At 68.8% G+C, this 23,842-nt stretch carries 22 protein-coding genes and 1 tRNA gene; 8 read left to right on the top strand and 15 right to left on the bottom strand.

Annotated features, from left to right (window positions below; translation table 11 throughout):
• Nucleotides 1-51: 51 nt before the first annotated feature.
• On the bottom strand, nucleotides 52-894 hold the full coding sequence (locus tag ACSHXC_RS19155; protein WP_438292721.1) for a hypothetical protein: 843 nt from the start codon (nucleotides 892-894) through the stop codon (nucleotides 52-54).
• Nucleotides 895-1,144: 250 nt separating this feature from the next.
• On the opposite strand from ACSHXC_RS19155, the gene ACSHXC_RS19150 reads away from it, so the two are divergent.
• On the top strand, nucleotides 1,145-1,603 hold the full coding sequence (locus ACSHXC_RS19150) for an ATP-binding protein (RefSeq protein ID WP_438292720.1): 459 nt from the start codon (nucleotides 1,145-1,147) through the stop codon (nucleotides 1,601-1,603).
• Between the two features lie 33 nt (nucleotides 1,604-1,636).
• Here ACSHXC_RS19150 and ACSHXC_RS19145 read toward each other — a convergent pair whose 3' ends face one another.
• Both ACSHXC_RS19145 and ACSHXC_RS19140 read right to left on the bottom strand, forming a co-directional pair.
• A complete protein-coding gene (locus ACSHXC_RS19145; protein WP_438292719.1) occupies nucleotides 1,637-3,103 on the bottom strand; it encodes an aminopeptidase P family protein in 1,467 nt (488 codons plus the stop codon).
• Between the two features lie 120 nt (nucleotides 3,104-3,223).
• On the bottom strand, nucleotides 3,224-4,711 hold the full coding sequence (locus ACSHXC_RS19140) for a PP2C family protein-serine/threonine phosphatase (protein ID WP_438296693.1): 1,488 nt from the start codon (nucleotides 4,709-4,711) through the stop codon (nucleotides 3,224-3,226).
• Between the two features lie 447 nt (nucleotides 4,712-5,158).
• Here ACSHXC_RS19140 and ACSHXC_RS19135 point away from each other — a divergent pair, with 447 nt between their 5' ends.
• The gene (locus tag ACSHXC_RS19135) at nucleotides 5,159-5,821 is read left to right on the top strand and encodes a bifunctional DNA primase/polymerase (RefSeq protein ID WP_438292718.1); all 663 of its coding nucleotides are present in this window, start codon (nucleotides 5,159-5,161) and stop codon (nucleotides 5,819-5,821) included.
• A 201-nt stretch (nucleotides 5,822-6,022) separates the two neighbouring features.
• Nucleotides 6,023-6,565, top strand: coding sequence for a hypothetical protein (locus tag ACSHXC_RS19130; RefSeq protein ID WP_438292717.1), 543 nt, complete (start codon nucleotides 6,023-6,025; stop codon nucleotides 6,563-6,565).
• Nucleotides 6,566-6,759: 194 nt separating this feature from the next.
• Here ACSHXC_RS19130 and ACSHXC_RS19125 read toward each other — a convergent pair whose 3' ends face one another.
• From ACSHXC_RS19125 to ACSHXC_RS19115, 3 genes are all read right to left on the bottom strand, one after another.
• Nucleotides 6,760-7,725, bottom strand: a complete 966-nt coding sequence (locus ACSHXC_RS19125; protein ID WP_438292716.1) for a DUF5926 family protein — start codon at nucleotides 7,723-7,725, stop codon at nucleotides 6,760-6,762.
• Between the two features lie 186 nt (nucleotides 7,726-7,911).
• A complete protein-coding gene (locus ACSHXC_RS19120) occupies nucleotides 7,912-8,526 on the bottom strand; it encodes an ATP-binding protein (protein ID WP_438292715.1) in 615 nt (204 codons plus the stop codon).
• A gap of 53 nt (nucleotides 8,527-8,579) precedes the next feature.
• Nucleotides 8,580-9,407, bottom strand: coding sequence for a glycerophosphodiester phosphodiesterase (locus ACSHXC_RS19115; protein ID WP_438292714.1), 828 nt, complete (start codon nucleotides 9,405-9,407; stop codon nucleotides 8,580-8,582).
• A gap of 263 nt (nucleotides 9,408-9,670) precedes the next feature.
• On the opposite strand from ACSHXC_RS19115, the gene ACSHXC_RS19110 reads away from it, so the two are divergent.
• Nucleotides 9,671-11,188 (top strand): trypsin-like peptidase domain-containing protein, encoded by a 1,518-nt coding sequence (locus ACSHXC_RS19110; protein ID WP_438292713.1) that lies wholly within the window; start codon nucleotides 9,671-9,673, stop codon nucleotides 11,186-11,188.
• 50 nt (nucleotides 11,189-11,238) lie between these two features.
• Nucleotides 11,239-11,323: transfer RNA gene (locus ACSHXC_RS19105), tRNA-Ser, on the top strand.
• A gap of 302 nt (nucleotides 11,324-11,625) precedes the next feature.
• On the opposite strand, the gene ACSHXC_RS19100 is transcribed toward ACSHXC_RS19105, so the two are convergent.
• The 6 genes from ACSHXC_RS19100 to ACSHXC_RS19075 all read right to left on the bottom strand — a co-directional run bounded on the left by ACSHXC_RS19100 (nucleotide 11,626) and on the right by ACSHXC_RS19075 (nucleotide 17,567).
• Nucleotides 11,626-13,017 carry a tyrosine-type recombinase/integrase gene (locus ACSHXC_RS19100; RefSeq protein WP_438292712.1) on the bottom strand — a complete coding sequence of 464 codons (1,392 nt, stop codon included), beginning with the start codon at nucleotides 13,015-13,017 and terminating at the stop codon, nucleotides 11,626-11,628.
• On the bottom strand, nucleotides 13,011-13,214 hold the full coding sequence (locus ACSHXC_RS19095; RefSeq protein WP_386033550.1) for a helix-turn-helix transcriptional regulator: 204 nt from the start codon (nucleotides 13,212-13,214) through the stop codon (nucleotides 13,011-13,013). The genes ACSHXC_RS19100 and ACSHXC_RS19095 overlap by 7 nt, the downstream gene beginning before the upstream one ends.
• Nucleotides 13,211-14,683, bottom strand: a complete 1,473-nt coding sequence (locus ACSHXC_RS19090; protein ID WP_438292711.1) for a replication initiator — start codon at nucleotides 14,681-14,683, stop codon at nucleotides 13,211-13,213. Before ACSHXC_RS19090 ends, ACSHXC_RS19095 begins: the two co-directional genes overlap by 4 nt.
• A 158-nt stretch (nucleotides 14,684-14,841) precedes the next feature.
• Nucleotides 14,842-15,597 (bottom strand): DUF2637 domain-containing protein, encoded by a 756-nt coding sequence (locus ACSHXC_RS19085; protein ID WP_438292710.1) that lies wholly within the window; start codon nucleotides 15,595-15,597, stop codon nucleotides 14,842-14,844.
• Nucleotides 15,598-15,648: 51 nt separating this feature from the next.
• Nucleotides 15,649-17,064, bottom strand: coding sequence for an FtsK/SpoIIIE domain-containing protein (locus ACSHXC_RS19080; RefSeq protein WP_438292709.1), 1,416 nt, complete (start codon nucleotides 17,062-17,064; stop codon nucleotides 15,649-15,651).
• A 125-nt stretch (nucleotides 17,065-17,189) separates the two neighbouring features.
• Nucleotides 17,190-17,567, bottom strand: coding sequence for a hypothetical protein (locus tag ACSHXC_RS19075; RefSeq protein ID WP_438292708.1), 378 nt, complete (start codon nucleotides 17,565-17,567; stop codon nucleotides 17,190-17,192).
• 171 nt (nucleotides 17,568-17,738) lie between these two features.
• Here ACSHXC_RS19075 and ACSHXC_RS19070 point away from each other — a divergent pair, with 171 nt between their 5' ends.
• Both ACSHXC_RS19070 and ACSHXC_RS19065 read left to right on the top strand, forming a co-directional pair.
• Entirely contained in the window at nucleotides 17,739-18,593 is an 855-nt protein-coding gene (locus ACSHXC_RS19070; protein ID WP_438292707.1) for a GntR family transcriptional regulator, read from the top strand.
• 530 nt (nucleotides 18,594-19,123) lie between these two features.
• Nucleotides 19,124-19,390, top strand: a complete 267-nt coding sequence (locus ACSHXC_RS19065; RefSeq protein ID WP_438292706.1) for a MoaD/ThiS family protein — start codon at nucleotides 19,124-19,126, stop codon at nucleotides 19,388-19,390.
• Nucleotides 19,391-19,429: 39 nt separating this feature from the next.
• Here ACSHXC_RS19065 and ACSHXC_RS19060 read toward each other — a convergent pair whose 3' ends face one another.
• A complete protein-coding gene (locus tag ACSHXC_RS19060) occupies nucleotides 19,430-20,770 on the bottom strand; it encodes a tetratricopeptide repeat protein (RefSeq protein ID WP_438292705.1) in 1,341 nt (446 codons plus the stop codon).
• Nucleotides 20,771-21,394: 624 nt separating this feature from the next.
• Between ACSHXC_RS19060 and ACSHXC_RS19055 the strand changes: the two genes are divergently transcribed.
• Nucleotides 21,395-21,979 (top strand): hypothetical protein, encoded by a 585-nt coding sequence (locus ACSHXC_RS19055; protein WP_438292704.1) that lies wholly within the window; start codon nucleotides 21,395-21,397, stop codon nucleotides 21,977-21,979.
• Here ACSHXC_RS19055 and ACSHXC_RS19050 read toward each other — a convergent pair.
• Nucleotides 21,976-22,416: a hypothetical protein gene (locus tag ACSHXC_RS19050; RefSeq protein WP_438292703.1), complete on the bottom strand. Its 441-nt coding sequence runs from the start codon at nucleotides 22,414-22,416 to the stop codon at nucleotides 21,976-21,978. The two genes, ACSHXC_RS19055 and ACSHXC_RS19050, sit on opposite strands and share 4 nt — an antisense overlap.
• Before the next feature lie 116 nt (nucleotides 22,417-22,532).
• Nucleotides 22,533-23,660, bottom strand: coding sequence for a hypothetical protein (locus tag ACSHXC_RS19045; RefSeq protein ID WP_438292702.1), 1,128 nt, complete (start codon nucleotides 23,658-23,660; stop codon nucleotides 22,533-22,535).
• Between the last annotated feature and the right edge of the window lie 182 nt (nucleotides 23,661-23,842).

The following is a 23,842-nucleotide window of genomic DNA, read 5'->3' as shown; positions in this document are numbered from 1 at the left end:
GCGGGGACCCGCGACACCACCCCTGCGGTACGTGTGGGGAGTGGGCCGCGTTCAGGCTGCGAGGGCGTACGCCGCGGGCGGCCCGCGCCTGATCACCGAGTGCTGAAGTGCCGCTCCGGACAGGGGAGGAGCCTCGCGGCGGTCCGCGAGGGGGACGCTCGGGTCGGCGTCCGCCAGGAGCCCGGCGCACAGGGCCGCCACGAACGCCAGGGCGCGGCGCAGCGAGCGTACGGACGTGGCTTCGGCCGCTGCCGTGACGGACTCGGCGGCCAGGCGCACCACGCGGAACAGGGCGATCTCGCCACGCCGCAGCAGCCATCCGGTGGCGAGCGCCGCGAGGAGGTGGCAGAGCAGCATGGGGAGCGTGGGCAGCAGCGAGGCGGCCAGCGAAGCCGAGCCCGGGCCGCTGCCCGCCATGCCGGACATCATGTCGGTCATCCCGGGCATGCCGGCCATGGAGGCGTGGCCCGTGTCGGTGACCCTGGACGGGTCGATGCCCGCGTCGGTCACTATCCGCTGGGCGTCGGCCGCGGTGAGCGGGGCGACGCCGCTGCCGCAGATCAGCTTCGCGGCGAACTGGATCAGCGGGAGGTCTCCGGTGGATCCGCTGCCGGAGGCGGCCGCCGTGTGCTGGCCGATGCCGAAGAGCGTGTGCAGGCCGAGCTGTCCGGCCGCGAGGGCGCCGGCGATGGACGGCAGCGTGCGCTCGCGTCCGGCGAGCGGCGCCACGACCGCGAACACCCCGAGGAAACCGGCGAGCAGCGTCCACCAGGGGACGGTCGCGCAGGCCGCCATGACGTGCCCCATCGCGGACAGCACGACGCAGACCGCGGCGAACACCGCGGCCCTGAGCAGCCGGAGACCGGCGCCTGCTGGGGCGTGGGGGGTAGACATGGCGGGGCCATCATCGCACTGCCCTTACCCGCTCCATACGGCAGGTCCGGAAGGTCGCCTTTGGATACGGGGCGGGGGTTCCGGTGAAGCGGATGCGAAGGTTCCGGGGTGCTTTACACCGGCGTGAGGGGCGCGTACATCCGCCGAATGGGCGCCATCACGTCAAGAGCGCGCTTACGGAGCGGGACTTGCGGCAATACTGCGCCCGTAGAGAGAAGGGCTTGTCGAGCCGCAGCCAGGAGGCTGGAGCATGAGCATCTGGTGGTCTCTCCACTTGCGGCGCGAGGCTGCGAGCGTTCCGCTCGCCCGTCGTCTTCTGCTCGGCACCATGGAGACCGCCGGGGTCGACCCCGACATCTCCTACGACCTGTCGGTCGCGCTGAGCGAAGCCTGCGCGAACGCGGTCGAGCACGGCGGGGACGCCGTGTCGGGCAGCGCGTCGGCGGCCTACCGGGTGACCGCCTACCTCGACGGCGAGAAGTGCCGCATCGAGGTCGCGGACTCGGGGCCGGGCTTTCCCGTACGACGCGGCCGGCGCGCCGCGGTCCCGGTCAGAACCGGCGTCCTGGCCGAACACGGCAGGGGCCTCGGCCTGATTGAACAGCTCGCCGACCATGTGCACTTCAGGAACCGGCCCGGCCGGGGCGCGGTGATCAGCTTCGACAAGATCCTGAAATGGCGCGAGGACGCGCTGCTCAAGGTGTCCTGAGCGGCGCGCCCCGGGCGCGTGAGCGGTGCTGGATCAGGCCTGCTTGACCCGGGCCATCCACGCCTCGACCTCGTCCGCGCGGCGCGGCAGTGCGGCGGAGAGGTTCTCGTTGCCGTCCTCGGTGACCAGGATGTCGTCCTCGATCCGGACGCCGATGCCGCGGTACTCCTCGGGCACGGTCAGGTCGTCCGCCTGGAAGTACAGACCGGGCTCGACGGTCAGGCACATGCCCGGCTCCAGTTCGCCGCCGACGTACGTCTCGGTGCGGGCGGCGGCGCAGTCGTGGACGTCCATGCCGAGCATGTGGCCGGTGCCGTGCAGGGTCCAGCGGCGCTGCAGGCCGAGCTCCAGGACCTTGTCCACGTCCAGGTCGCCGAGCAGACCCCACTCGACGAGCTTCTCGGCGAGCACGCGCTGGGCGGCGTCGTGGAAGTCGCGGTAGGGGGCACCGGGCTTGACCGCCGCGATGCCGGCCTCCTGGGCCTCGTACACCGCGTCGTAGATCTTGCGCTGGAGCGGCGAGAACGTGCCGTTGATCGGCAGGGTGCGGGTGATGTCGGCGGTGTAGAGCTCGTTGGTCTCGACGCCGGCGTCGAGGAGCAGCAGGTCGCCGGAGCGGACCTCGCCGTTGTTGCGCACCCAGTGCAGCGTGGTGGCGTGCGGACCCGCGGCGCAGATCGAGCCGTAGCCGATGTCGTTGCCCTCGACGCGGGCGCGCAGGAAGAACGTGCCCTCGATGTAGCGCTCGCTGGTCGCCTCGGCCTTGTCGAGCACCTTGACGACGTCCTCGAAGCCGCGGGCGGTCGAGTCGCACGCCTTCTGCAGCTCCGCGATTTCAAACGCGTCCTTCACCAGGCGCGCCTCGGAGAGGTACACGCGCAGCTCTTCGTCGCGCTCGGCGGTGACCTTGTCGGTCAGCGCGGCCTCGATGGAGGCGTCGTGACCGCGTACGTTGCGGACCGGGCCGGTCGCCTCGGCGAGGGCGGCGGCCAGCTCGCGGACGTCCTTGGCGGGCAGCCCGAGCAGCTGCTCGGCCTCGGCCAGGGAGTGCCGGCGGCCGACCCACAGCTCGCCCGTGCCGGACAGCCAGAATTCCCCGTTCTCGCGGTTTGAACGCGGAAGCAGGTAGAGCGTCGCCTCGTGCCCGTCGCCCTCGGGCTCCAGTACGAGCACGCCGTCCTCGGTCTGGTCACCGGTCAGGTAGGCGTACTCGGTGGACGCGCGGAAGCTGTACTCGGTGTCGTTCGAGCGGGTCTTCAGGTTGCCCGCGGGGATCACCAGACGCTCGCCCGGGAAGCGCTTGGAGAGCGCCACGCGGCGGTCGGCGGTGTGGCCGGCCTGCGCGATCGGCTCCAGGCCACGCAGCTCGGTGTCGGCCCAGCCGGACTTCATGTTCTCGGCCAGCTCGTCGGACACGCCCGGGTACAGGCCGTTCTTCCGCTGCTGGATGGGCTTCTCGTCCGCTTCTTCCGGGGTCTCCGGCGTGAGCTGGTCAGCCACGGTCTGCCTCCACTAAGTACGACGTCGGACTCCCCCGGGGTCTCCAGGACCAACGGGGGACCCCCACCATCGTACGGGCGTACGGAAGGGGGTCCAGGGTCGTAGTGCCTCTTACCGTGGCTAGGCGAAGCGGGCCGCGAGAAGCACCACGTCCTCGGCGCTGTCCGCCTCGTCGAGGCCGTCGGGCAGCACGGTGCGCAGCACGTGGTCGACCACGGCCTCCGGGTCGTCGCGGACCGTCTTGGGGACGCTCGCCGCGGCCGCGTGCAGGCGCGCGAAGGCCCTGTCCATGGGATCGCCGGTGCGGTACAGCAGACCGTCCGTGTACAGCAGCACCGTTTCGCCGGGGTCGGGCGAGATCTCCACGCTGGGCGCCTCCCAGCAGGCCAGCATGCCCAGCGGCGCCGAGAGCGAGGTCTCCACGAACTCGGTGCGCCGGTCCCCGACGATCAACGGCGGGGTGTGTCCGGCCCCGGCGAGCACGATCTTGCGCCGGGACGGCTCGCAGTAGGCGAACAGCGCGGTGGCCGAGCGGGCGGGCTCGGTGAGCCGCAGCAGGAGTTCGAGGTCGGAGAGCACGGCGACGGGATCCTCGCCCTCCATGACGGCGTACGCCCGAAGGCTGGCGCGCAGCCGTCCCATCGCGGCCACCGCGCTCGGCCCGGACCCGGTCACGGAGCCGACCGCGAGGCCGAGCGCGCCCTCGGGCAGTGGCAGCGCGTCGTACCAGTCGCCGCCGCCGCGCGGCCCGGTGCGGTGGCGGGCGGCCAGCTGGACGTGGGCGACCCGGGGCAGCCGGCTGGGCAGCAGTTCCTCGGCGACGGTCGCCACATGGGCGCGGGCCCGCTCCAGTTCGACGAGCCGGGCCAGGTGCTCGGCCGCGTACCGGATGTAGAGCCCGACCAGGTGCTGCTGGCGCTCGACGGGCTCCGCGCTCTCGTCGTAGAGCCAGACGGCGGCGCCGAGCCGGCCCGCGGCGTCGGTGGTGAGGGGGAGCGCGTAGCTGGCGGCGTAGCCGAGGCGGGCCGCTACCTCGCGGTGGCGCGGGTCGATCCCGTCCGGGTCCGCCATGAGGTCGGGGCCGCCGTCGGCGTCCGGCAGCCCGTCCAGGATCCGGCCGTACGCGGTGGCGCTGCGCGGCACGGTCTCGATGTGGCCGAGGTCGGAGTGGGCGAGCCCGAGGCCGGTGGTGACGGCCGGGCCCAGTCCGTCGGAGGGCTCCAGGACGACCAGGCCGCGCCGGGCGCCGACCAGCGCGGCGCCGGCCTTGAGGAGCTCGTCCAGGGCGTCGTCGAGAGCGGTGGTGCGGGCGAGCCGCTCGGTGAGTTCGTGCAGCGTGGTGAGGTCGGAGACCCAGCCGGCGAGGCGGTCCTGGAGTACCGCACTGGGTGGGGTGTGGGCGGCGGGTGAGGGCAGAGGCGCATGAGTGTGCGCGGGGGGCGGAACGGCTGGATCGATTCCAGCCACTTTCGGCAGGTGAGGGGCGCTCATGGCAGCCGGCTTTCCGACTGGTTGATTCTGCTCAATAGCATCGCAAACCCCCATGTCATTCTGCGCCGCTATCAATGCATCCACATGTACACGCACAAGTGAGGGGATGTCCAGCATTGTCATAGCGGGACTATTGGTGTCCGTGGGGCGTTGAACTTGGCCAAAAAATGACCCTGGTGGCCCAGCCCTGGGGTCGACTGAAGCCGTTCAACTGTGCGTCGTTTCAACCGCGTTGGGTACGTAATCGGTGTGGTCCGGGGCAGTTGAGGAGGCCTCGGAACTTTGCGGCCGGCCTGAGCGTCTTAAGAGCCGACCGGCCACGCCTCATCCCCGAGCGGCGGGGTTTTTGTACACAGGACGGCAAGCGCCACGTACGCGCCACCCTTCGCCATGCTTTAAATGGTTACGGGCAGTGGCCGTCGCAGCCAGTGGTGACCGCCCATGATCGGTCCTGGCGGGTTCCCCGTACCGCAGGCTCAAGCTCACAGAGCAAGTACGCGCAGTGAAGAGATGCACACATGGTGTGATGTGGACTCGGCGTTCAACGGAAAGGAACGAGCGCCCATGCGCGAGATCCTCGGAAGGCGACGCAGGTTCCGGTTCCGGCGCAGTGAAAGGGCTGCTCAGCTCGGCGCCGCGCTGACCTGTGCGACCCGATGGAAATGGCCCGTGCTCCCCGGTGTGGGACTGGCCGCGGGCGGGCGCGGCTGTGCCTGTCCCGACGCCGAATGTGTGGTGCCCGGGGCGCACCCCTTCGACCCCGTACTGCTCGCGGCGACCACCGACGAGCGCATGATCCGCTGGTGGTGGACGAACCGGCCGGCCGCGCCGGTCCTGCTCGCCACCGGCGCCGGCGCGCCCTGCGCGATCAGCCTCCCGGCCGTCGCCGGAGCCCGGGCGCTCGCCGCCCTCGACTCCATGGGCGTGCGGCTCGGCCCGGTCGTGGCGACCCCCACCCGGTGGTCGCTCCTGGTCGCTCCGTACTCGATGGAGCGCCTGGGCGAGCTGCTCTACTCCAAGGACTGGGTGCCCAGTTCGCTCCGCTTCCACAGCGAGGGCGGATATCTGGTGCTGCCCCCGTCGCAGACCGGCAAGGGCCAGATCCGCTGGGAGCGTCCCCCGCTGGGGGCGGCCGGGCTCTGGCTGCCGGACGTGGAGGCGGTGGTGGACGCGCTGGTCGAGGCGAGCACCAGCGCACCGGACGGCGGGAGCCGGCTGGCGTACTGAGAACGGGCGGCCCCGGGAAGCACGTGGGAGCCGGGACGCCCAATGAGCGAGAAGGCGGTTCGGTTCCCGAGCCGCCTTCACTCTTTCGTGTGTGAGCGGGCCCTGGTTGTACGGGAATTGGGGGAGCGCACCACGGGGCGCGCGGTTTCCGTGGATACCTTCGGCCCACCATCAGGAATTCCAGGGCAGGTGGGTCCCTCCATGAATCTCCAGCACCTCCGCATGGCCGGGCTCACGGCCGTAGTGGTGGGTACCGTGCTGCTCCCGCTGGCGGCCTCCGCCGGGCCCGCCGGAGGGCCCGAGAGCGGGGGCGCGGCGGATGACGCAAAAAGCCCCCTGACCCATGCCCTCGCGCGGGTGAACAAGCCACTGCTGCCGGCCCCCGAGGACGCTGCCGCGCACTGCGGACCCGAACTGGTCTCCCCCGAAGGGGTCGAGGCGCAGACCTGCGTGCTGAACCGGGGGCGCGACATCTGGGCGCGCGCCTACTACCGCAACGCCACCGGCCAGGAGCTGCGCGCGGTCCTCACGCTGATGGGCCCGGACGGCCGGACCGTCGAGACGAACTGCCAGGTGGCGGCCGACGACCAGCCGGATTCCTGTGAAACCCCGCACCAGAACGAGCTGGGGCGGTTCGCCGGAGCGGGGGCGTATTCGGCGGTGTCGGAGTTCTCCGGGGCGGGAGAGGACTCACCGCTGCTCCTGCGTTCCGGTAGCAACTCCACGGAACCCACGGCTCGTTGACCGAACCGGCAAATGGAAGGGCCCGATCGCTGGCGACGGGGGATGCACCAGCGACCGGGCTCTTAGAACGGTAACAAGAGATCTGTCGTTCGCAAATTCGATCTCGGTAATTCGGACACCGATTTACCTGTGCGTACGGCGAGTTGTGACAGGAGTCACCTGTCGGTCGACCGAAACCGTCCCCACCGTCACTCTCAGCTGAGGGTCACTTGGCGGTTGGTGAGCCCGCCCCGGGCCCGGCGCTCGTCCGCGGTGAGCGGGTCCTCGTTGGCGAGCGCCCCGGCGAGCCGCTCGGCGAACTCGGCGGCCGGCTTCTCGCACTCTTCGGCGCCCATGTCGCTCGGCAGGTCCCAGACCGGCACGGTCAGGCCGTGCGCCCGGAAGGAGCCGACGAGCCGGGTGCCCTCGCCGAGCGAGGACGTCCCCGCCGCGTGCAGCCGCGCGAGCGCGTCCAGGAGCTTCTCCTCGGGGTACGGCATGACCCACCGCAAGTGGTTCTTCTCGGGGGTCTCGCACCAGTACGAGGAGTCGACCGACTTCAGCCGTACGGTCGGGATCGCGGCGGCGTTGGCGCGCTCCAGGGAGGCGGTCACCTCGGTCGCCGCGCTGTCGGCGTCCGGCACCCAGAACTCGAAGCCGGTGTGCACCTCCGGCTCGAACGCGGCGGCCGGGTCGAGCAGGTCCTGAAGGCGTACGCCGTCGGACTCGGCGCGTCGGGCGGCGACCGGCGAGCCGGGCTCGGCGACCAGCGCGCGCTTCAGCGTGTCGGCGAGGTCGCGGCTGATGTCGCCGGAGGGGGTCTCGTTCTGCAGGCCGATCAGTACCGACCCGTCCTCGCGGCGCAGCGCCGGCCACGCCATCGGCAGCACGGTCGCCAGCGTCACGGACGGCACGCCCTCGGGCAGCCCGTCCTTCAGGGTCAGCGGAACGGTCGCGGCCGGGACCAGTTCGCGCAGCGCGACCCAGTCGCACTCGCCGGCCAGGCCCTCGAAGGGACGCTGGACCAGCTCGGTCACGGCATGCGAGGCGGCCCGCCCGTGACAGGCCTTGTAACGGCGGCCGGAGCCGCAGGGACAGGGCTCACGAGCCCCGACGACCGGGATTTCCCCGTCGCTGATCTGCGGCTTGACGGCCTTCGCCTGCGGACGCTTCTTGGCCATGGTGTGGCTCTCCCGACTGCGGTGGTGCGGTGTCGCTGTGTCGGGCGCGAGCCTAGCCGTAGGGAACGGCCACGGGCGGCAGCGCCGGTTGCCCGGCCTGGCCCGGAGGCTGCCGGCGTGCCTCCGGGTGTCGTAACGCGCGCCGCCCCGGTCGTACGCGCCTGCCAGGCCTTGGCCCGGGGCTGTTCAGTCCAGGTCGTCGAACGCGTCCGCGAACTCCAGGCCCGCCACCGCCGCTGTCGGCCCTGTGACGCGCGTAGCGAAATCGTCGTGACGGTGCCCCGCGGTGAGGATCACCCACACGGTGACCTCGCCGGACGCGCTGTCCCGGACGCCCCAGTCCTGGGCCAGGGCGCTGATGATGTTCAGCCCCCGGCCGCCGCGCGCGGTCACCGACGGTGTCGCCGGGACGGGCCGTGTCGGGCCGCCCCCGTCCGTCACCTCGACCGTCAGCCGCCCTGCCTTGTCGATTCGCCAAGCTGCCTCGATGTCGCCGTCGCCTATGTCGGACCGCCCCAGTGGCCTGCCGTGCCGGCAGGCATTGCTGAGCAGTTCGGACAGGATCAGAACGGCATCGTCCACGACCGGCTCGGACACCCCGCTGCCGAGCAGTTGCTCACGCATCCGGTGTCTCGCCTTGCCCACGCCCGCAGGGCCATGGGGTACGGCCATGCTCGACGACGTGGGCACCTCCTGTGCCACCACCAACGCCACCCCCGAGACCTCCTTCGCCCCACGCCACGGTGTGGATGCCCCAATGGACTGGACCGGAAACCGGCCAACCGACGACGGGCGACGCATTCGTCACGATCGGATACGGAGCGAACGCGCCGGTGCACTCCCTGTAATGGGCGTTACATGCGGCCCAGTTGGGACAGAACCTGTTTGGGGCGGTTGGTAATGATTGCCTCCACTCCGAGGCTTACGCACAGATCCACGTCCTCGGGCTCGTTCACCGTCCAGACGTGCACGCGGTGCCCGGCTCGGTGCAGCCGCTCGATGTACGCCGGGTGGTTGCGCACGATCCGCATGCCGGGGCCCGCGATCCGCGCCCCGGCCGGCAGCCGCCCGTCGCGCAGCCGCGGGGAGAGGAACTGCATCAGGTAGACGGTCGGGATGTCGGGGGCCGCAGCCGCGACCCGGTGCAGGGAGCGCGCGGAGAAGCTCATGATGCGGACCGGGGAGGTTTCACCGGCCGGCGGCGGCTCAGTGAGGCCGAACCTCTTGAGGAGGTCGAGGAGACGCTCCTCGACCTGGCCGGCCCAGCGGGTGGGGTGCTTGGTCTCGATGGCGAGCTCCACCCGGCGCCCGGCGTCCGCGACGAGTTCGAGCAGCCGCTCCAGGGTCAGCACGGACGTGAACTCGCGGTCCCCCCAGTCCGGGCTCTCCTCGCTGTCCTTCCAGGAGCCGAAGTCGAGCGCCGCGAGCTCGGAGAGCTCCAGGGCGGACACGGCACCGCGGCCGTTGGAGGTGCGGTTGACGCGCCGGTCGTGGACACAGACGAGATGCCCGTCGGCCGTGAGGCGGACGTCGCATTCCAGGGCGTCGGCCCCGTCCTCGATCGCCTTCATGTACGCGGCGAGAGTGTGCTCGGGGGCGTCCTCGGAGGCTCCTCGATGGGCAACCACCTGGACGCGGGTGTGGTCTGGGGTGTGCGGGCTGTGCTGCCGTGCTTGGGTCACCGCGTCATCGTGCCACCGTCGGGTCACAGGTTGGCGCACGAATACACAGCTCCTGCTTACAGTGGCCTGACGTGCGGTGGGAAAAGCTGAGTGCGGTCATCTGCACAGTGCAGGATCCGATGTCAGACCCCTGGCGCACCATGGTTGTCGCCGCGGCTCCACGCCGGCGCCCGGCACGACCGCTGAGCACCACCCGCACCACCGACATCAGCCAGCCCGCCGATCCGTCCCCAGGGCCGAGTGGAAACCGAGGAGAGCAAGCTGTGAGCACCGAGAACGAGGGCACCGCGGTCCCGGCCGTCCCGCCTGCCCCGTCGTCTGCACCTGCTGCACCTCCCGCCGCCCCCGCTCCCTCGGATGCCGTAGCCGGCGAGGCGGAGAGCACGCTGGTCCACGAGGCCGTACCGCAGGCGTCCACGCCGGCCCCGCAGCCCGGTCCGGACCCGGTCACCGAGCCGATGCCCGCGACGCCGGGGGCTCCGGCCCAGCCGGCGTACGCGGCGCACGAGTCGGCTCCCCCGCAGAGCGGCGGAGCGGGCTGGCCGCCTCCCCCGCCCACGCTGCCCTCCTACGGAGGCGGCGGCGGGGGCAATGGAGGCGAGCCCTGGGGCGCCCCGCAGCCCCCGGCCCCGCGCAGGCGCGGCGGCGGGCTGATCGCCGCGGTGGTCGCGGCCGCCCTGGTGGCCGGCGGCATCGGCGGAGCCATCGGCTACTTCGCCGCGGACCGGGACGGCAACGGCTCGGGCTCCACCACGGTCGCGTCCTCGGACACCCCCAAGGACTTCAAGCGCGACCCGGGCACGGTCGCGGGCGTGGCAGCCAGGTCGCTGCCGAGCGTGGTGACGATAGACGCCCAGGGCACCGACGGCGAGGGCGGCACGGGCACCGGCTTCATCTACGACAAGGAAGGCCACATCCTCACGAACAACCACGTGGTGGCCTCCGCGGCGAGCGGCGGCGGCAAGCTGACCGCGACCTTCTCCAACGGCAAGAAGTACGACGCCGAAGTGGTGGGCCGCGCGCAGGGCTACGACGTGGCCGTCGTGAAGCTGAAGAACGCCCCGGGGGATCTGAAGCCGCTGGCCCTGGGCGACTCCGACAAGGTGGCCGTAGGCGACTCGACGATCGCGATCGGAGCCCCCTTCGGCCTCTCCAACACCGTCACCACCGGCATCATCAGCGCCAAGAACCGCCCGGTGGCCTCCAGCGACGGCCAGAAATCCAAGGCCTCGTACATGAGCGCCCTGCAGACCGACGCCTCCATCAACCCGGGCAACTCGGGCGGCCCGCTGATCAATTCGGCCGGCGCGGTCATCGGCATCAACTCGGCGATCCAGTCGGCGGGCACCGGCGGCATGGGCCAGTCCCAGGCGGGCTCGATCGGCCTCGGCTTCGCCATCCCGATCAACCAGGCGAAGAACGTCGCGGAGCAGCTCATCAAGACCGGCCAGCCGGTCTACCCGGTGATCGGCGCCTCGGTCGGCATCCAGCAGGGCAACGGCGCGGCCCCGGGCGGCGGCACGGACGGCGCCCAGATCTCCCCGCAGGGCAACGCGAGCCAGCAGCCGATCACCCCGGGCGGCCCGGCGGACAAGGCCGGTCTGAAGCCCGGCGACGTGATCACCAAGTTCGGCGACATGCCCATCGACAGCGGTCCGACGCTGATCAGCGAGATCTGGACGCACAAGCCGGGCGACCAGGTCCCCCTCACGTACCAGCGGAACGGCAAGGAGACCACGGTCACGATCACCCTCGGCGAACGCAAGGGCGACAGCAACTGACCCGTTGCCGGTAGGCTGTAGCCGCTTCCGCCGCTGGTCGGCGGGGCGTGGGTGGGTTGCCCGAGCGGCCTAAGGGAACGGTCTTGAAAACCGTCGTGGCGCGAGTCACCGTGGGTTCAAATCCCACACCCACCGCAGCAGGTCAGCGTGTGTGCTGGTCAGAAGGGGTGTCCCGTTTCCGGGGCGCCCCTTTTCCGTGGGGCCTGTCTCACCTTGATCCGCCCCTGTAGCGCTTTGGATCATCGTGTGTGGACCCGATGTGGACCGGGATTCCAGCGGGCGGAGGTAGAAACTCGCAGGTCAGGGCCGCCTCATGAGGTCGTGTGTGGACCACGGGCCACGAAGCCCAGCAGCACGAAAGGCGCCACCCCCGACCCGTAGATTGGGTGGGGATGGCGCCTGAGTTGTCCCACAAGGGGCCCATGGTGCGTGCTCTCCTACTCCTCCTCTGCCGCTTCCAAGGCCCGCTCGATCTGCTGGTTTGAGCGTTGCTGGCTCCGGTGAATCGCCTTGGCGTAGAAGCGGAACAGGACCGCGATGCTGTGACCGGCGCGGCGGGCGACTTCCGCAGGGGAGACGCCGGACGCAAGCCAGAGGGAGACGCCAGCGTGCCGCAGGGAGTACGGCACGTCGGCCAAGGGGGACTCGGCTTCGGACTCGGTGAGCGCCGCGAGTCGGGCTGCCTTCCACACCTCCCCGTACTCCTTGGACAGCAGGTGGCCGCCCTGGACCGCGCGGAACAGCCGTCCGTCCTCGGCGGCCCCGAACTCCTTGATGTGCTCGCGAATCATGCCGACCAGGACGGGCGGGATCGGTACGGAGCGCGTCGCCTTCCGGGCCCGCTTCTTGAGGCCGCGCGTGTCGAAGGACTCGCCGGTGTCCGTCCAGGCTGAGCCGACGCGCGGCGTGCTGGTGGACAGCACCACTTCCCCCCAGCCCTCTTCGGGAAGGGTGAAGTCCTCCTCACGGAGGCTGGTCGCCTCACCAGGGCGATTGGCCGCGTAGTAGAGGCAGCCGAAGAACGCTCTGAGATGCCGACCACGGGCACCTTGAGTGGCCGTAGCGTCGATCAGCTTCCGTGCGAGCTTGGGGCCAGGGACGTACCGGAAGTCGATTTCGTCGTCAGTCTCCGGGGCCGTCCAGTCCACCTTGGAGAGGGGGAACGTCGCCAGGACCTCACGCTCTACGGCGTACCGCAGACAGTTGCTGAACACGGTCAGCTTGCGTTTCACCGTGTTGTCAGCTGCCGGTTTGCCGTCGAGCTTCAACGTGAGCGCGTCGAGCGCCGAGCGGGTCACGGCAGGGGTGTTCAGGTTGGTGATGTCCATGGACTTCCGCCCGATCCAGGCGAGGGCCGCCGCGATGTCCTCAGGAGGAGTCGCCACGTCCAGGCGCCGACGCCATGCCCCTTCGTCGTCCAGGACGAAGCGGAAGGCCCAGGAATACAGCGCCGCCCGGAGCACCTTCGGGGCCGGGGCACCCCGGCTGTCCTTAACGAGCCGGGGCGTCACTGTCGAGAGGGCGTCAGCGATGCTCGCGCGGTGCTTGGCCGAGGCGCCAGGCCACTTCATCTCGCTGTACGCCAACGTGTGCGCGAACCAACTGGGCGACTTGAGCGCCTGCGTCTCGGATGCGGGAAGACCGGTCTCCGTATCGAACTGCTCACGGTTGCGCAGCGCGGTGAGGAGTTCGGACCGGCGGCCGTCCGCCTGTGCCTTGATCTTGAAGCTCTTGGAGAATGGCCGGATGCCGACGCGCCAGCGGAGTTGGTAGGGCGTGGCCTTGTCGCGCTTGCGGATGCTCCAGATCTTCACGTCGTACGTCAGCACGCGGGCACCTCACAGGTTGCCCACCAGGCGTCCAGGTCCGAACGGCGCACGCGTATCTGCCCGTTGGGCATCTTGAGGCACTGGGGTGCCTTGCCACGGGCCCGCATCCGGTAGAACGCGGCCCGAGACATGCCGATCTCGTCGAGCGCTTCGGCCAGGGTGAGCTTTGCGTCGCCCTTGGGAGGTGCGGCGGTCACAGGTGGTCCTCTCCTTCGGTCTTGATGCGTTCGGCGTGGTCGCGGGCGAGCGCGATTTCGTGGCGGGTCTGGGCGGCAAGGAACTCTTCGCCGGGGCGGTAGCCGGAGCCGATGTAGGACCAGTGGGAGACGACGAGGGTGATTTCCTCGGCGGGGGTGGGGTGTCCGGCGCGGGTGCGGACGCGTTCGGCTTGGGCGATGCGCCAGGCTCGGCGTACGTCGCGCAGGGCGCCGAGGGTGGTGGAGTAGGCGCGGGATTTGCTGGAGAAGTGGCCGCGGAATCCGAGCATGTGGGCCCACTTCCAGAGTTTGAGGTGGGCGAGTTCCGGCAGGTGGCCGAGGTTCCAGGCAGTGCGGATCATCTGGCGGACGTGGCGGTGCACGGACAGGTTCTTGATGGGTTCGGACTGTCCGGTGCCCTCGCAGGACTCGCACGGGTTGAAGAAGCCGTCAGGTGCCTTGACGTGGCCGCGCCCGTTGCAGGGGCGGCAGATCAGGGTGCGGTCAACGGTGCCGGTTCCCTCGGCGCTCTTGGTGGCGTACTTGGCGACGTAGGAGGCAACGGCCTGCTCGGTGTCCTTGCCGTCCCCCAGGGCCTTGATCTCGCGTACGTCGATCTTGCGGCCCCAGGCGACTTCCCGTTCGCCGGTTGCGTCGGTGTTCAGGGTGAGCCGGGCGCGGCGGGCCGCAACGGGAACGGTGGTTTTCAGGGCGGCCACGGTGGCCCAGGCGGGCGGGGGCGTGGTGTGTCCGTCCGGTCCGTCGAAGCGGACCACCGCGTGGAAGTGGACAAGACCCCGCTTCTGGTACTCGGCGACCTTGGCGAAGGACAGCCGAACGGAGTCGTTGAACGCTTTCTGCGTGACACGGAAGTGCACGGCGAGTGCACGGCGCAGGTAGGTGGTGAAGCGGCCCCACAGCTCACCGGCGTGTGCGTTCCAGAGCACGGCGCCGGTGTAGTCGTAGGTCTTGGGGTTCAGCGGGGTACCGAGTTCGGGCGCGTCTTCGGGGTGGTGGGTGCCGCAGGCGCAGCGGCGGGGCGTGCCGGTCGGGGTGGTGCGGTGGTTGTGGACGCGTCCGAAGGAGGGCGCGGTGAGCGTTACGAATACACGGGGGTGGGAGCGGACGGTTTCAGAGACGTTCTTGCCGCCGGACAGTCCGGCGCGGATCAGGTGGTAGGTGTCGGCGGCGTAGAGGCGGGAGCAGGCGGGGCAGCGGGTGGCGCGGCGGTTGCCGCAGGGAGTCAGCAGGCGGCCGGTGGGTTCCTGGCTGGAGGCGTAGTAGCGAAGCCGCTCGCCTGTCGTGGCGTGCCGGGTCTCCGTGAAGCCGGTGAGATTGACGGGGCTGGTGCAGCCGCGAAGGTTGCGGATCTGTGCGGTCACACCGTCGAAGTCGTCGCCGTTCGCCAGGTCGATGAGGTCACGCACGGCGAGGCTGGACACGTGCGGCAGACGCAGAGCGCGGGACATGGAACCGGATTCCTTTCCTAGAGCGGTGGTGAGGAGCAGGGCCCCTGTGCAGCGCCAACAGGAGGTTGTAGAAGGCGCGTTGGCGCTGCACAGGGGCATGCCGGACCAGACCCAGGAACAGGGCCAGGTGGGGTGGGGAGTTGTGCCGGCCGAATGGGTCAGCCGGTCAGGGCCGCGTGTGCGGCCGTGGCAAGCGGGAGCGGGACACCGAGCCGGGCTTTGAGCTGAACGGCGGTGATGGGCTCGCCGTGCTCTTTCTGATGGGAGTCCGCGATGGAGCGGGCCGTGTCCAGCAGGGGCGCCGGGACCTTGGGCGCCGGAACCACAACCAGGGCCGGTGCCGGTGCCGGTGGCGCCGCCGGGCGGGGTGTCTCCACGGCCGGGGGTGCCGGGGCGGGGAGCGGTCCGGGGGCGGGTGCCGTGTCGGGCGGGGGGATCGTTTCTGCGGTGTCGTCTTCCACGGCGGGCGCGGGGGCCGGGGTGTCGGGCGCCACCGGTTCCGGGGTGGGGTGGGTGGTGGCGTGGAAGTGGCGCAGGAGGGCCGGGCCGACGCTGCCCCAGCCGAGCAGGAGCAGCGGGGCGACCGCATCGACGGCGGCGCGTCCGTAGTGCCGGGCAACGAGGGGTTCGGCGATGTTGAGGGCGAGGGTGAGCAGGCCGGACAGGTGCATCAGGCGGGTTGCCGCCTTGAGCTCCGTGGCGGGGACGCCGTGCAGGGACAGGTAGCGCAGGGCGACCAGGAGGCCGACCACGGACAGGTCCACCATCGGGGCGATGAGTGGCGCGACCGGGGCGGGGACGCCGAGGCGGAGCGCGAGGGCCCAGACGTTGCCGAAGGAGAAGACGAACGCCAGGGCTGCGATGACGCCCATGACCACGGTCACCGTGCGCTGTGTGATCCGGTCTTCAGACATAAGGGGTTCACCTCCCTTCGAGGTGTCGAAGTGGCGTTGCACGGGCGGGAGTCAGGCCGCTTCCGGGAGGTCGAGGTCGGTGGTGTCGTCCCAGTTGTTCCAGCCGCGTGAGGCGGCCAGCTGCTTGAGGAGGGCGGCCGGGTCGCGGGTCAGGTGCGCGGTTTCGGCGCCGATGCGGGCGGCGTCGGTGTCGGAGACTTCCGGGGTGCGGATGCGGGTGAAGCCGACCCGGCCGGGGCTCGACATCGAGGCGACGCCGACATAGGCCGGGTCCTGGAGGTTGATCGGGTTGGCGTCCGGCCAGTTGCGGACGTCGTCGCCGAGGGCGGCCACGGCGGCTTCTGCCGTCTTCTGCGCGAAGGACAGGCCGACCGGGCACACGTCGCGGATGAACGTGGGGATCGCGTCGCCCGTGGACTTCTGCGTGGCCAGGAGGACGAAGATGCCGACGCTGCGGCCCATCTTCACGAGCGCTTCCACGAGCCGGGCGTTCTCCGCTGCCAGCGCAGCAAGCCTCTTGGTGGCCGGGTCCGAGCCCTTGTGGTCGCGGAAGTAGGTGTGGGCTTCGTCGATGACGAGGACGACCAGCGGCCACGCTTCGGACGGGCCGACGTGCCACATGTTCTTGACGCCCAGGAGATCCTTGATCGCCGCCGAGCGGTCACGGCGGAGCTGTACGAGCCGCTTGAACAGGGCATTGGCTTCGGCCAGGTCGTCACCGACGAAGGCGAAGAACCGGTCTGCCAGGTCGGCGTAGTCGCCCTCATGAGCCTTGGAGACCTTGCCGTCGGCCATGGCGATCTGCACCAGCGGGGAGGGGGCGCGGTCGCAGATGAAGCACACGATGCAGGAGGTCTTGCCGTAGCCCGGAAGTCCGGCCACGGTCGCCCCCGGCACATCGCGCAGCGACACGCTTACGGGCATGGCGTACTCGTCCACGCCCAGGTCCCACACCGTCATGTCGCACGGAGGCTTGCCCGTGGGGACGTGCGTGGTGGGCGTGATCAGCGGGTCGACCCGCACGCCCCGGATGATGACCGAGCCCGGCTTGTCCGGCAGGACAGACACCCGGGTGCAGCGCCAGGCGTCCGCCAGGAACGGGGCCGCCTTCTGGAACTGTTCCAAGCCCACCTTGGGCAGGCAGTTGGCGTGCGCGATGACGCCGAACCGGTCCGGCTTCACCTTCAGACGCGGGGTCAGAACCCGGGGCTTGATCTCCTTGTTGCCGTCCGTGGTCATCACCGAGGCGAGCGCGGTCGGCATCTTGTCCGTGACCGACAGCCCGGCCATCTGCGCGAGCCGCTTCCAGCCCCAACTGATCCGTACGGCCTGGCGGATGCTGCGGCGCTCCATCTTGTCGGCCCACACATAGCGCACCGACCACACCACCGCCCAGATGGCGAGGGCCAGCAGGCCCACGGCCACCACCAGATAGGCATAGCCCATCGCTTCGTTTACTGCGTTCACCAGCAGATTCCTTCACTTGATCAGGCTTGGCATCCCGCCCGGAACGGCGGGGAGAAAAGGGGCCGGGGCCGGGCGGGGAAGCAAGGAACGCCGCCCCGCCCAGGACCACCGGTCACGGGAACCTGCTACGCGGCCTTGTCCGCACCAGCCGCCGCCATACCGGGCATGGCGACCAGTTCCAGGCCAGCGGCCCGGTAGGCGACACCTTCGGAGAGGCTTCCGTTGAAGATCCGCGCCCACGGCGTGGCGAACAGCTCGACCGGCCGCACGAACACGCCGGGCTTCAGACCGTCCGGCAGACCGTTCTTCGCGACGGTGATCTTCATTGCCTCCGCCCGGTCGCCCTCCATCATGAACAGCGTCACGGTGTTGAGCGGCTGTCCGCTGTCACGGTCGGTCGCGATGATCCCGTTCTCCACATCCGTGTACTTCGGCACCGGCAGCGTGCCGCACATGAAGTTGGTCGAGTCCGTCAGTCCCACACGAATACGCGGCTTGGCCATGGCTGTTGAGCCCCTTCGATCAGGTTCGGCCGCTTGTTCGGCCGTGGAACAACCAAACCACAACGGTCGGCATACGCGCAACGGTCGGCACACCCAGAACGGTCGGGTAGGTGAAACGCAGGGGGTACGCGAGGGTGCCGAGCGGGCGACACCGCCGCTACCCTCGGTTGCATGACCTTGCCCCTGGAAGACGATCCGAGACCGCCTTACGTCCAAGCCGCCGACGTACTGCGCCGCGCGATCCAGCAAGGCGAGCTATCGGCCGGAGAGAAGCTCCCGTCTGCCCGTGAGCTACAACGACGCTTCGGCATCGCCAGCTCCACCGTGCAGAACGCCCTGCGCCTACTCAAGGACGAAGGTCTGATCTATTCCGTCCTCGGCCGGGGCAGCTACGTCCGTGCGCCCCAGGAGGAGCTGGAACCCTCTCCGTCCAGCAATGAGTCTGACCCGCCATACGTCGGTCTGGCTGGCCTCCGGCGTGGGTGGCAGACGGCTCCCGCCGACACTCGCCCGCCGTATATCCAGACTGCTGATGCTCTCCGCAAGCGGATCAAGGACAGGGACTTGCGCCCCGGCAGCAAACTGCCCTCCGCTCGTGAGCTGCAAGAAGAGTTCGGTATCGCCAACTCCACCGCGCAGAACGCCTTGCGTGTGCTCAGGGATGAGGGACTGATCTACTCAGTCCAGGGCCGAGGGGTGTTCGTCCGAAAGCTCAGCGACCCCGACGACATCCGGAAGTACCTGTACGAGGAAGACAAGAAGAGGGCCGAGCAGCACCAGGCAGAGGAAGATGCCATCGCGCACAGCGGCAAGAGTGACGCGGAGATAGATGCTGAAGCCGAGCAAGCAAAGGCCCTGGTAGAAAAGGCGCGGGCCGAGTACGAAGCAGCGATGGATAACCTCCGCGCGCTAAACGCAGACCAGGCACGACGCAGGCGTGTACGCGGCGAGATCACGCCGCAAGAGGCAGCAGAGCGGGCCCAGACGCTGCGAGACAGGCTCGAAGGGCACGACAAGCGTCGGTGAGCTACATCTACCGAGCTGTTCAGAGTTTCTTTACTGGATCAAGGCGGCCCGCTCACGCGGGCCGCGCGGCGCGGCGGCCGTGCCGCCGCTCTGCTCCATGTCTCCGCCACCGCCGCGCGACGGCCCCACCGCTCGCGCCGCAACTGCCCGAAGAGCAGGCCAGCCGGACCCGCAAAGCAACCCCACCAGCCAGCATCCGACCCGCCCAGCTAGAGGCAGCAGGCGCACCGCCGCCGAGCACCACGACGAGCGCCGGGCCCCGCATCAGCGTGCCGGCCGATTCAGCGGCGACCACCAGGTGTCAGCCGACGCACAGGCCAAAGGCAGGGTGGCACAGGCCCGCTGTGGTCCGGGTGGGCACACGTGGCGAGTGATCGTCACAGTGCGGGAGCGTCGTGGCTGGCTTGTGGGGGTGACCGTCAGAGCGCGAGGCCCCCATCAGCCACGCTACTTAGGGCTAGGGGCTGTCCGGTGGGATCGGTAGCTGGCAGGGGCGATTGGGAAGGTGTTGTCGTGGACAGATCCCTGCCATGACTTTTGAATTCAGCGGCGCCCTGCTGCGTGCGGTCGACAACCAGCGGACGCTCAGCGTGAAGGCCAACACCCTCGGGGAAGCGCTCACCGAACTGAAGGCAAGCTACCCCCAGTTGGGCGTGATTCTCCTCGATGGCTCAGGAAGGCTGCGTCAAGCTCACAGAGTCTTCCTCAACGGTGAGCTCGTCACGAGTCCGGACCGGGCCATGCCGCTCGCTGACGACGACCAGATCGAGTTCCTCACTGCCATCGCGGGCGGCTGAGGCTGTCACACGGCCGGATCGCGATTCACCGGACACGCCCTACCCGACGAGAGCGGGCGGGGCGACAGTGCGGGCCCGTTCGTAGAGGTCGCGGGCGGCACTGTTCTTCAGATGAGGGCGGATCAGGCTGAACATGGTCTTCACGCGATCGTCAGCGCGGCCGGACTGGACCATGGGGTAGTCGTCGAGCGACAGGTTCCAGGTGGCGCAGGCTGCTTCCAAGTGGCCTACCTCTAGCTGCCGTTCGGCCAGCGTGGCTCGGTGACGGACTCGTGCGCGCCTGTAGACGCCATAGCGGAGCTCGTCGGAGTGTTGCAGGGCTTCGATGGAGCCGGGCACGTCACCGAGTTCGTAACGGACTTGGCTCACGTGGTAGTTGAGCGACGACGGGTCGTAGGAGCCGAACGCCTTGCTGCGTGACTCGGCACGGTCCATGGAGGCTTCCGCCTCGCGCATGTACCGAAGGGCGCTGGTGCGGTCACCGGTCTGGGCAGAGGCGTGCGCTTGCTGTCCGGCGAGGAAGGCGCGCATCCGAGGCCCAGCCTTGGGCGAGGCTGCGGCGGCAGCGTCAGCCAGTTCCATGGCCTTGGCTCCATGCCGGAGGTCTACCGCCTGCACGCTCATGCCGCGCAGGGTCGTGCAGTACGTGAGGTGATCCTCTGCCGCTCCGGCAAGCTCCAGTGCCTTGACGTAGTAGCGCTGCGCGAGCCCGTGAAGTCCTTCGTCCACGGCCATGTAACCGGTGAGGTACAGCAGGTCGGAGGCCGCCGAGAGCATCGCGAGCCGTACGGCTTCCGGAGCGTCGGCCCGCAGGTACGCGGCGACAGTGTTGACCATGAATGAGGCTGCCATGGGGCGGGCGTGCCGTCCGCCGAACTGGTCATCGAGTTCCGAGACGCGTTCGGTCATGGCGATGACCATGTCCACCTCGTTCATGCCGATGCGCGAGGCGCGGCCGGTCTGAACAGCTTCGGCACGGCCGACGACATCGGGCCAGCCGGGGATGGTGAGGGCAACGGAGAAGAGAGCAGCGCCCAGGATGCTCCGACGTGACGGGTCCATGTCCTGCCTCCCCAGGTCGATCATCCCTTCCACGGTATCCGTGGACCCAAGGGAGTGATCGGTGGGCGCGGGCAGGCCAGCCTCAGCATAGGTGATGGGGCGGCCCAGGCGCCGGGACAGCGCTTCGAGGATGCAGGTGCGAACCGCCTTGCGGGGCATGGTTCCGTCGAGCCAGTGGCTCACCCCGGATTCGTCGTAGCGCAGGGGGGATCCGGTCTCGGTGCCGACTCGGTTTACGGCCCGTGCGAACTGCCGATAAGTCCAGCGACTCTCGGCCAGCAGCCGGGCGAGTGCTTGGTTCGGCAGGCGCCTCGTCATGAGCATCAACTCCCCTGGCCCGTACGGACTTTCAAGGCTTTCAAGTCCCGACGTTGCTGCAACGGTACCGCCGTGCGTGGTCAGGCGGTTGCGTAGAGGTAGGAAAGATCGGCGAAACGCTCGCCGTTGTCGTCCGCGAGGAGCTGCGTCATGAGAAGCCAAGCGCGGGCATTGCTCGCCGAGTTGACCAAGGAGCGGGGGACGGACGGAACGCTGAGACTCGATGCAGCGGAGGGACCGGACCTTCCGCCCGGGTCGATGGCTTATCCGCCGTGCCAGTGCCCGCAGCACCGGCCTTCCGGTTTGACCGACAAGGTTCGAGCAGTGAACGCACGCAGCGGGGGCCAGTCGTCGTGAGGCGATTAGCCGCCCGGATCGGCCGCTATGCGGGCCCGATTCTCATCATCACCATTGCCGGATCGGTCGGTTTCGTACTCGGAGTGGCGATCGCCAGCCCGACCACATGAACGCCTCCCTGGCCGCGTCCTAGCGGCTCCCCAACACGGTCAGGGAGGTCCTGATCGACATCCGCATGACGACAGACTCCCGCCCGGCTGCCCCGTATGACGGCGGTCGGTAGCCGGGCGGGTCCACCGATGCACCCAACCAAAGGAGAGTGCAGCAGTGAAAGCAACGCTAGTACGACCGGCCCCCGAACGGGTCGCGGAGCGAGCCCGGCAGATCCTGACGGCGGTTGAGGCCGACTCCGAGTACGACCGCTTGCGCACCGCATGCGCGAAGTACGACGAGGACTGGACCAGTTTCATGGGCTACGCCCTGGTCCACGAGTTCGACATCGCCAAGGACACCGAGCCCCTGTTCCCCGAGGCCATGCGCGCCATGGCGATCAAGTCGGCCGTCTACGAGATGACCGATGGCAATGAGGAAGCCGCGGAGGTCCCTGTGGCCATCCCGGTGGACGAGATGATCCACGCGCTCGCCGCGCAGTTCACTGTCCTGTCCCGTATCCAGGACCGGACCGGGATCAAGTTCGTTCACGCCACCGACTGCGAAGCCATCGGGGAATGGGACCACGGCGACTACACCCACCAGGTCTACCGGGCAGCGTGGGGACCGATGAACGAGCGGTACTGGTTCGGCAAGGAGGAGACCGCGAAGCGTAGGGAGGCAGTCATGGCGAAGTACGAGCCCGTGGGCATCCTCGATGGGGGCCGCCGCTTCGTGCCTGGCTTCGCCACTGCCAGCTAGTTGAGCGCGCGGCGCAGCGCCTGGAGCACGTCCACATCGGGAAAGGCCCTGGGGATCTCGTGGGTGGCTCGTTCGATGAGCAGTTCCAGCACTCCGGGCGCTGCGCTGTGCATGACCTCACGCAAGTACGCATCCAAGTCGGCCGGATGATCCGGCAGGTTCAGCTCCACTGCGAAGGGGACGCCGTCGGTCTTGTACCGGCGGGGCACCAGTCCGATCTTGTGGGGATGCACGCACACGGGTACCCCAGCCGCCGTGTACCGGTGGCCGTCAGCGGGGTTGAACGGGCACTCGGCTGAGGGTCGCTCGAACACGTCGAACTCGCCCAGAGGAAAGCGCCGGGAAGGACAGATGCCGCACGACGGGTGGTTATCCCCGGTGACGAAAGCCTCAGCCATGGCGGCAGCGTAGCGTCGGCCCACGCGCTGGAAGACCATGCGAGGCGAGATGTGTCCTGCGGGGTGCCTGGGACGTACTGCCTGTGAGGCTCGGTTGTTGGAATGCCAACTTAGCCAAGATTGGGAATTGCTTCCCATTGCGCGCGGTCGGGAAACTAGGATGGAGCCTGGTCTGTCAATTTCATTAGCATTTCAGCCTCGGGATGCATTCCTGCGTCACTGAGTGCGTGGGAGAGGCGAGTGCGGTCCTCCTTGGGTACCGATGGAAGTATGAAATCCAGCGCTTCGTGTGGATCGATACCTGGGATCGCTTCCTCTCTCAGGCAGGCGATTATGTCCAAAAGTCGATTGTTTCCGCTTTGGGATGCTGCATATAAGATTAGCTCTCGATCTCCAAGGAAAGAAGCAGGGAATGATCCGGCTGTTGTCAGCGCGAGTTTAGGTCGTGAGTGCGTTCCGATAGCCTCTGCGAGTTTGTCGGCGTCATCCTTCAGGGTGGCCGCGCGCAGTGCTCGCAGGATGTCGGTCAGATCTGTCCTGGTGCTTCCCGGCCATTCGCCCCTGCCGAGGATCGTGTCGATGAATCCATTGGCGCACCAGTAGCTTAGCTCCCCGTCGTGTCGGCGAAGTGCAACGAGGAGCTTCGGCAGCTCGGCAGCGTGCTTAGCTAGCAGGCACGTTTGAAAGTACAGGCTGGCGACATTTCCTGACCCGTCCTCCTCCTCTGCGATCGCATTGAGAATTTGTACCGTCCGCGAGGCGGGTTCGCGGATGGCTAGGTTTAGAAATCCTTGGGGGTCCATCTGTGCCTCCCCCAGTGCGGAGAGTACAGTAGGTAGCCAGGTTTCGAGAGGTTGATTCACCTTCTCGGTAGCGATGCGTACGATATCGTCCATGCCAGCGTGAATCAGGGGCTCGATAAGCAGCTTAATTTCAGGTGGGGCGGCCAATGTGCTGCTATTACTGTCATCCCCGTTAGGTCTTGGGTTGGGCTGACTCCGAGGCGTAGGTGCCCGTCCCACTTTTTCTCGCCATGCTTGCTCGTCCATTTCTGCGGCGGAAAGTGGAGCGCCGATCGAACGAGCGTAGTCGGCGCATGCCTGGACCAGGGCGAGAACCTGGACCATTTTTAGAGCGCTACTACCGGAGAACTTATCCTGGATTGAGGCGCGACTCATCCGTCGTCCTTGGCGTTCGGTGAGCCGCTCTAGGTCGCGCAGTGAGGGGTTCCCAGCTCGGATGCGCAATCGACTCAGCTGTTTCGCGAGGTACTCGTTGTCCATCGCCCACCCCGTTTTGTGCTCGACGTTGCCGCCTGTCCAGGGTCGTCCAGTAGCAGCCAGAACTGTCCAGCCCAGTTCGTCTCAGACTAGGGCGAGGCGAGCCAGTTGTCCGGGGTTCGGCAGAAGCGTCCGAGGTGCTGGTGGACAGCTGGTGCGCACAGCTTTCCTGGGAAGCGCCTACT

The sequence above is a fragment of the Streptomyces sp. HUAS TT7 genome (assembly GCF_051550175.1).
GTDB lineage: Bacteria > Actinomycetota > Actinomycetes > Streptomycetales > Streptomycetaceae > Streptomyces.
Note: the sequence above shows the minus strand (reverse complement) of the source record. Positions and strands in the feature narration are given on the sequence as shown.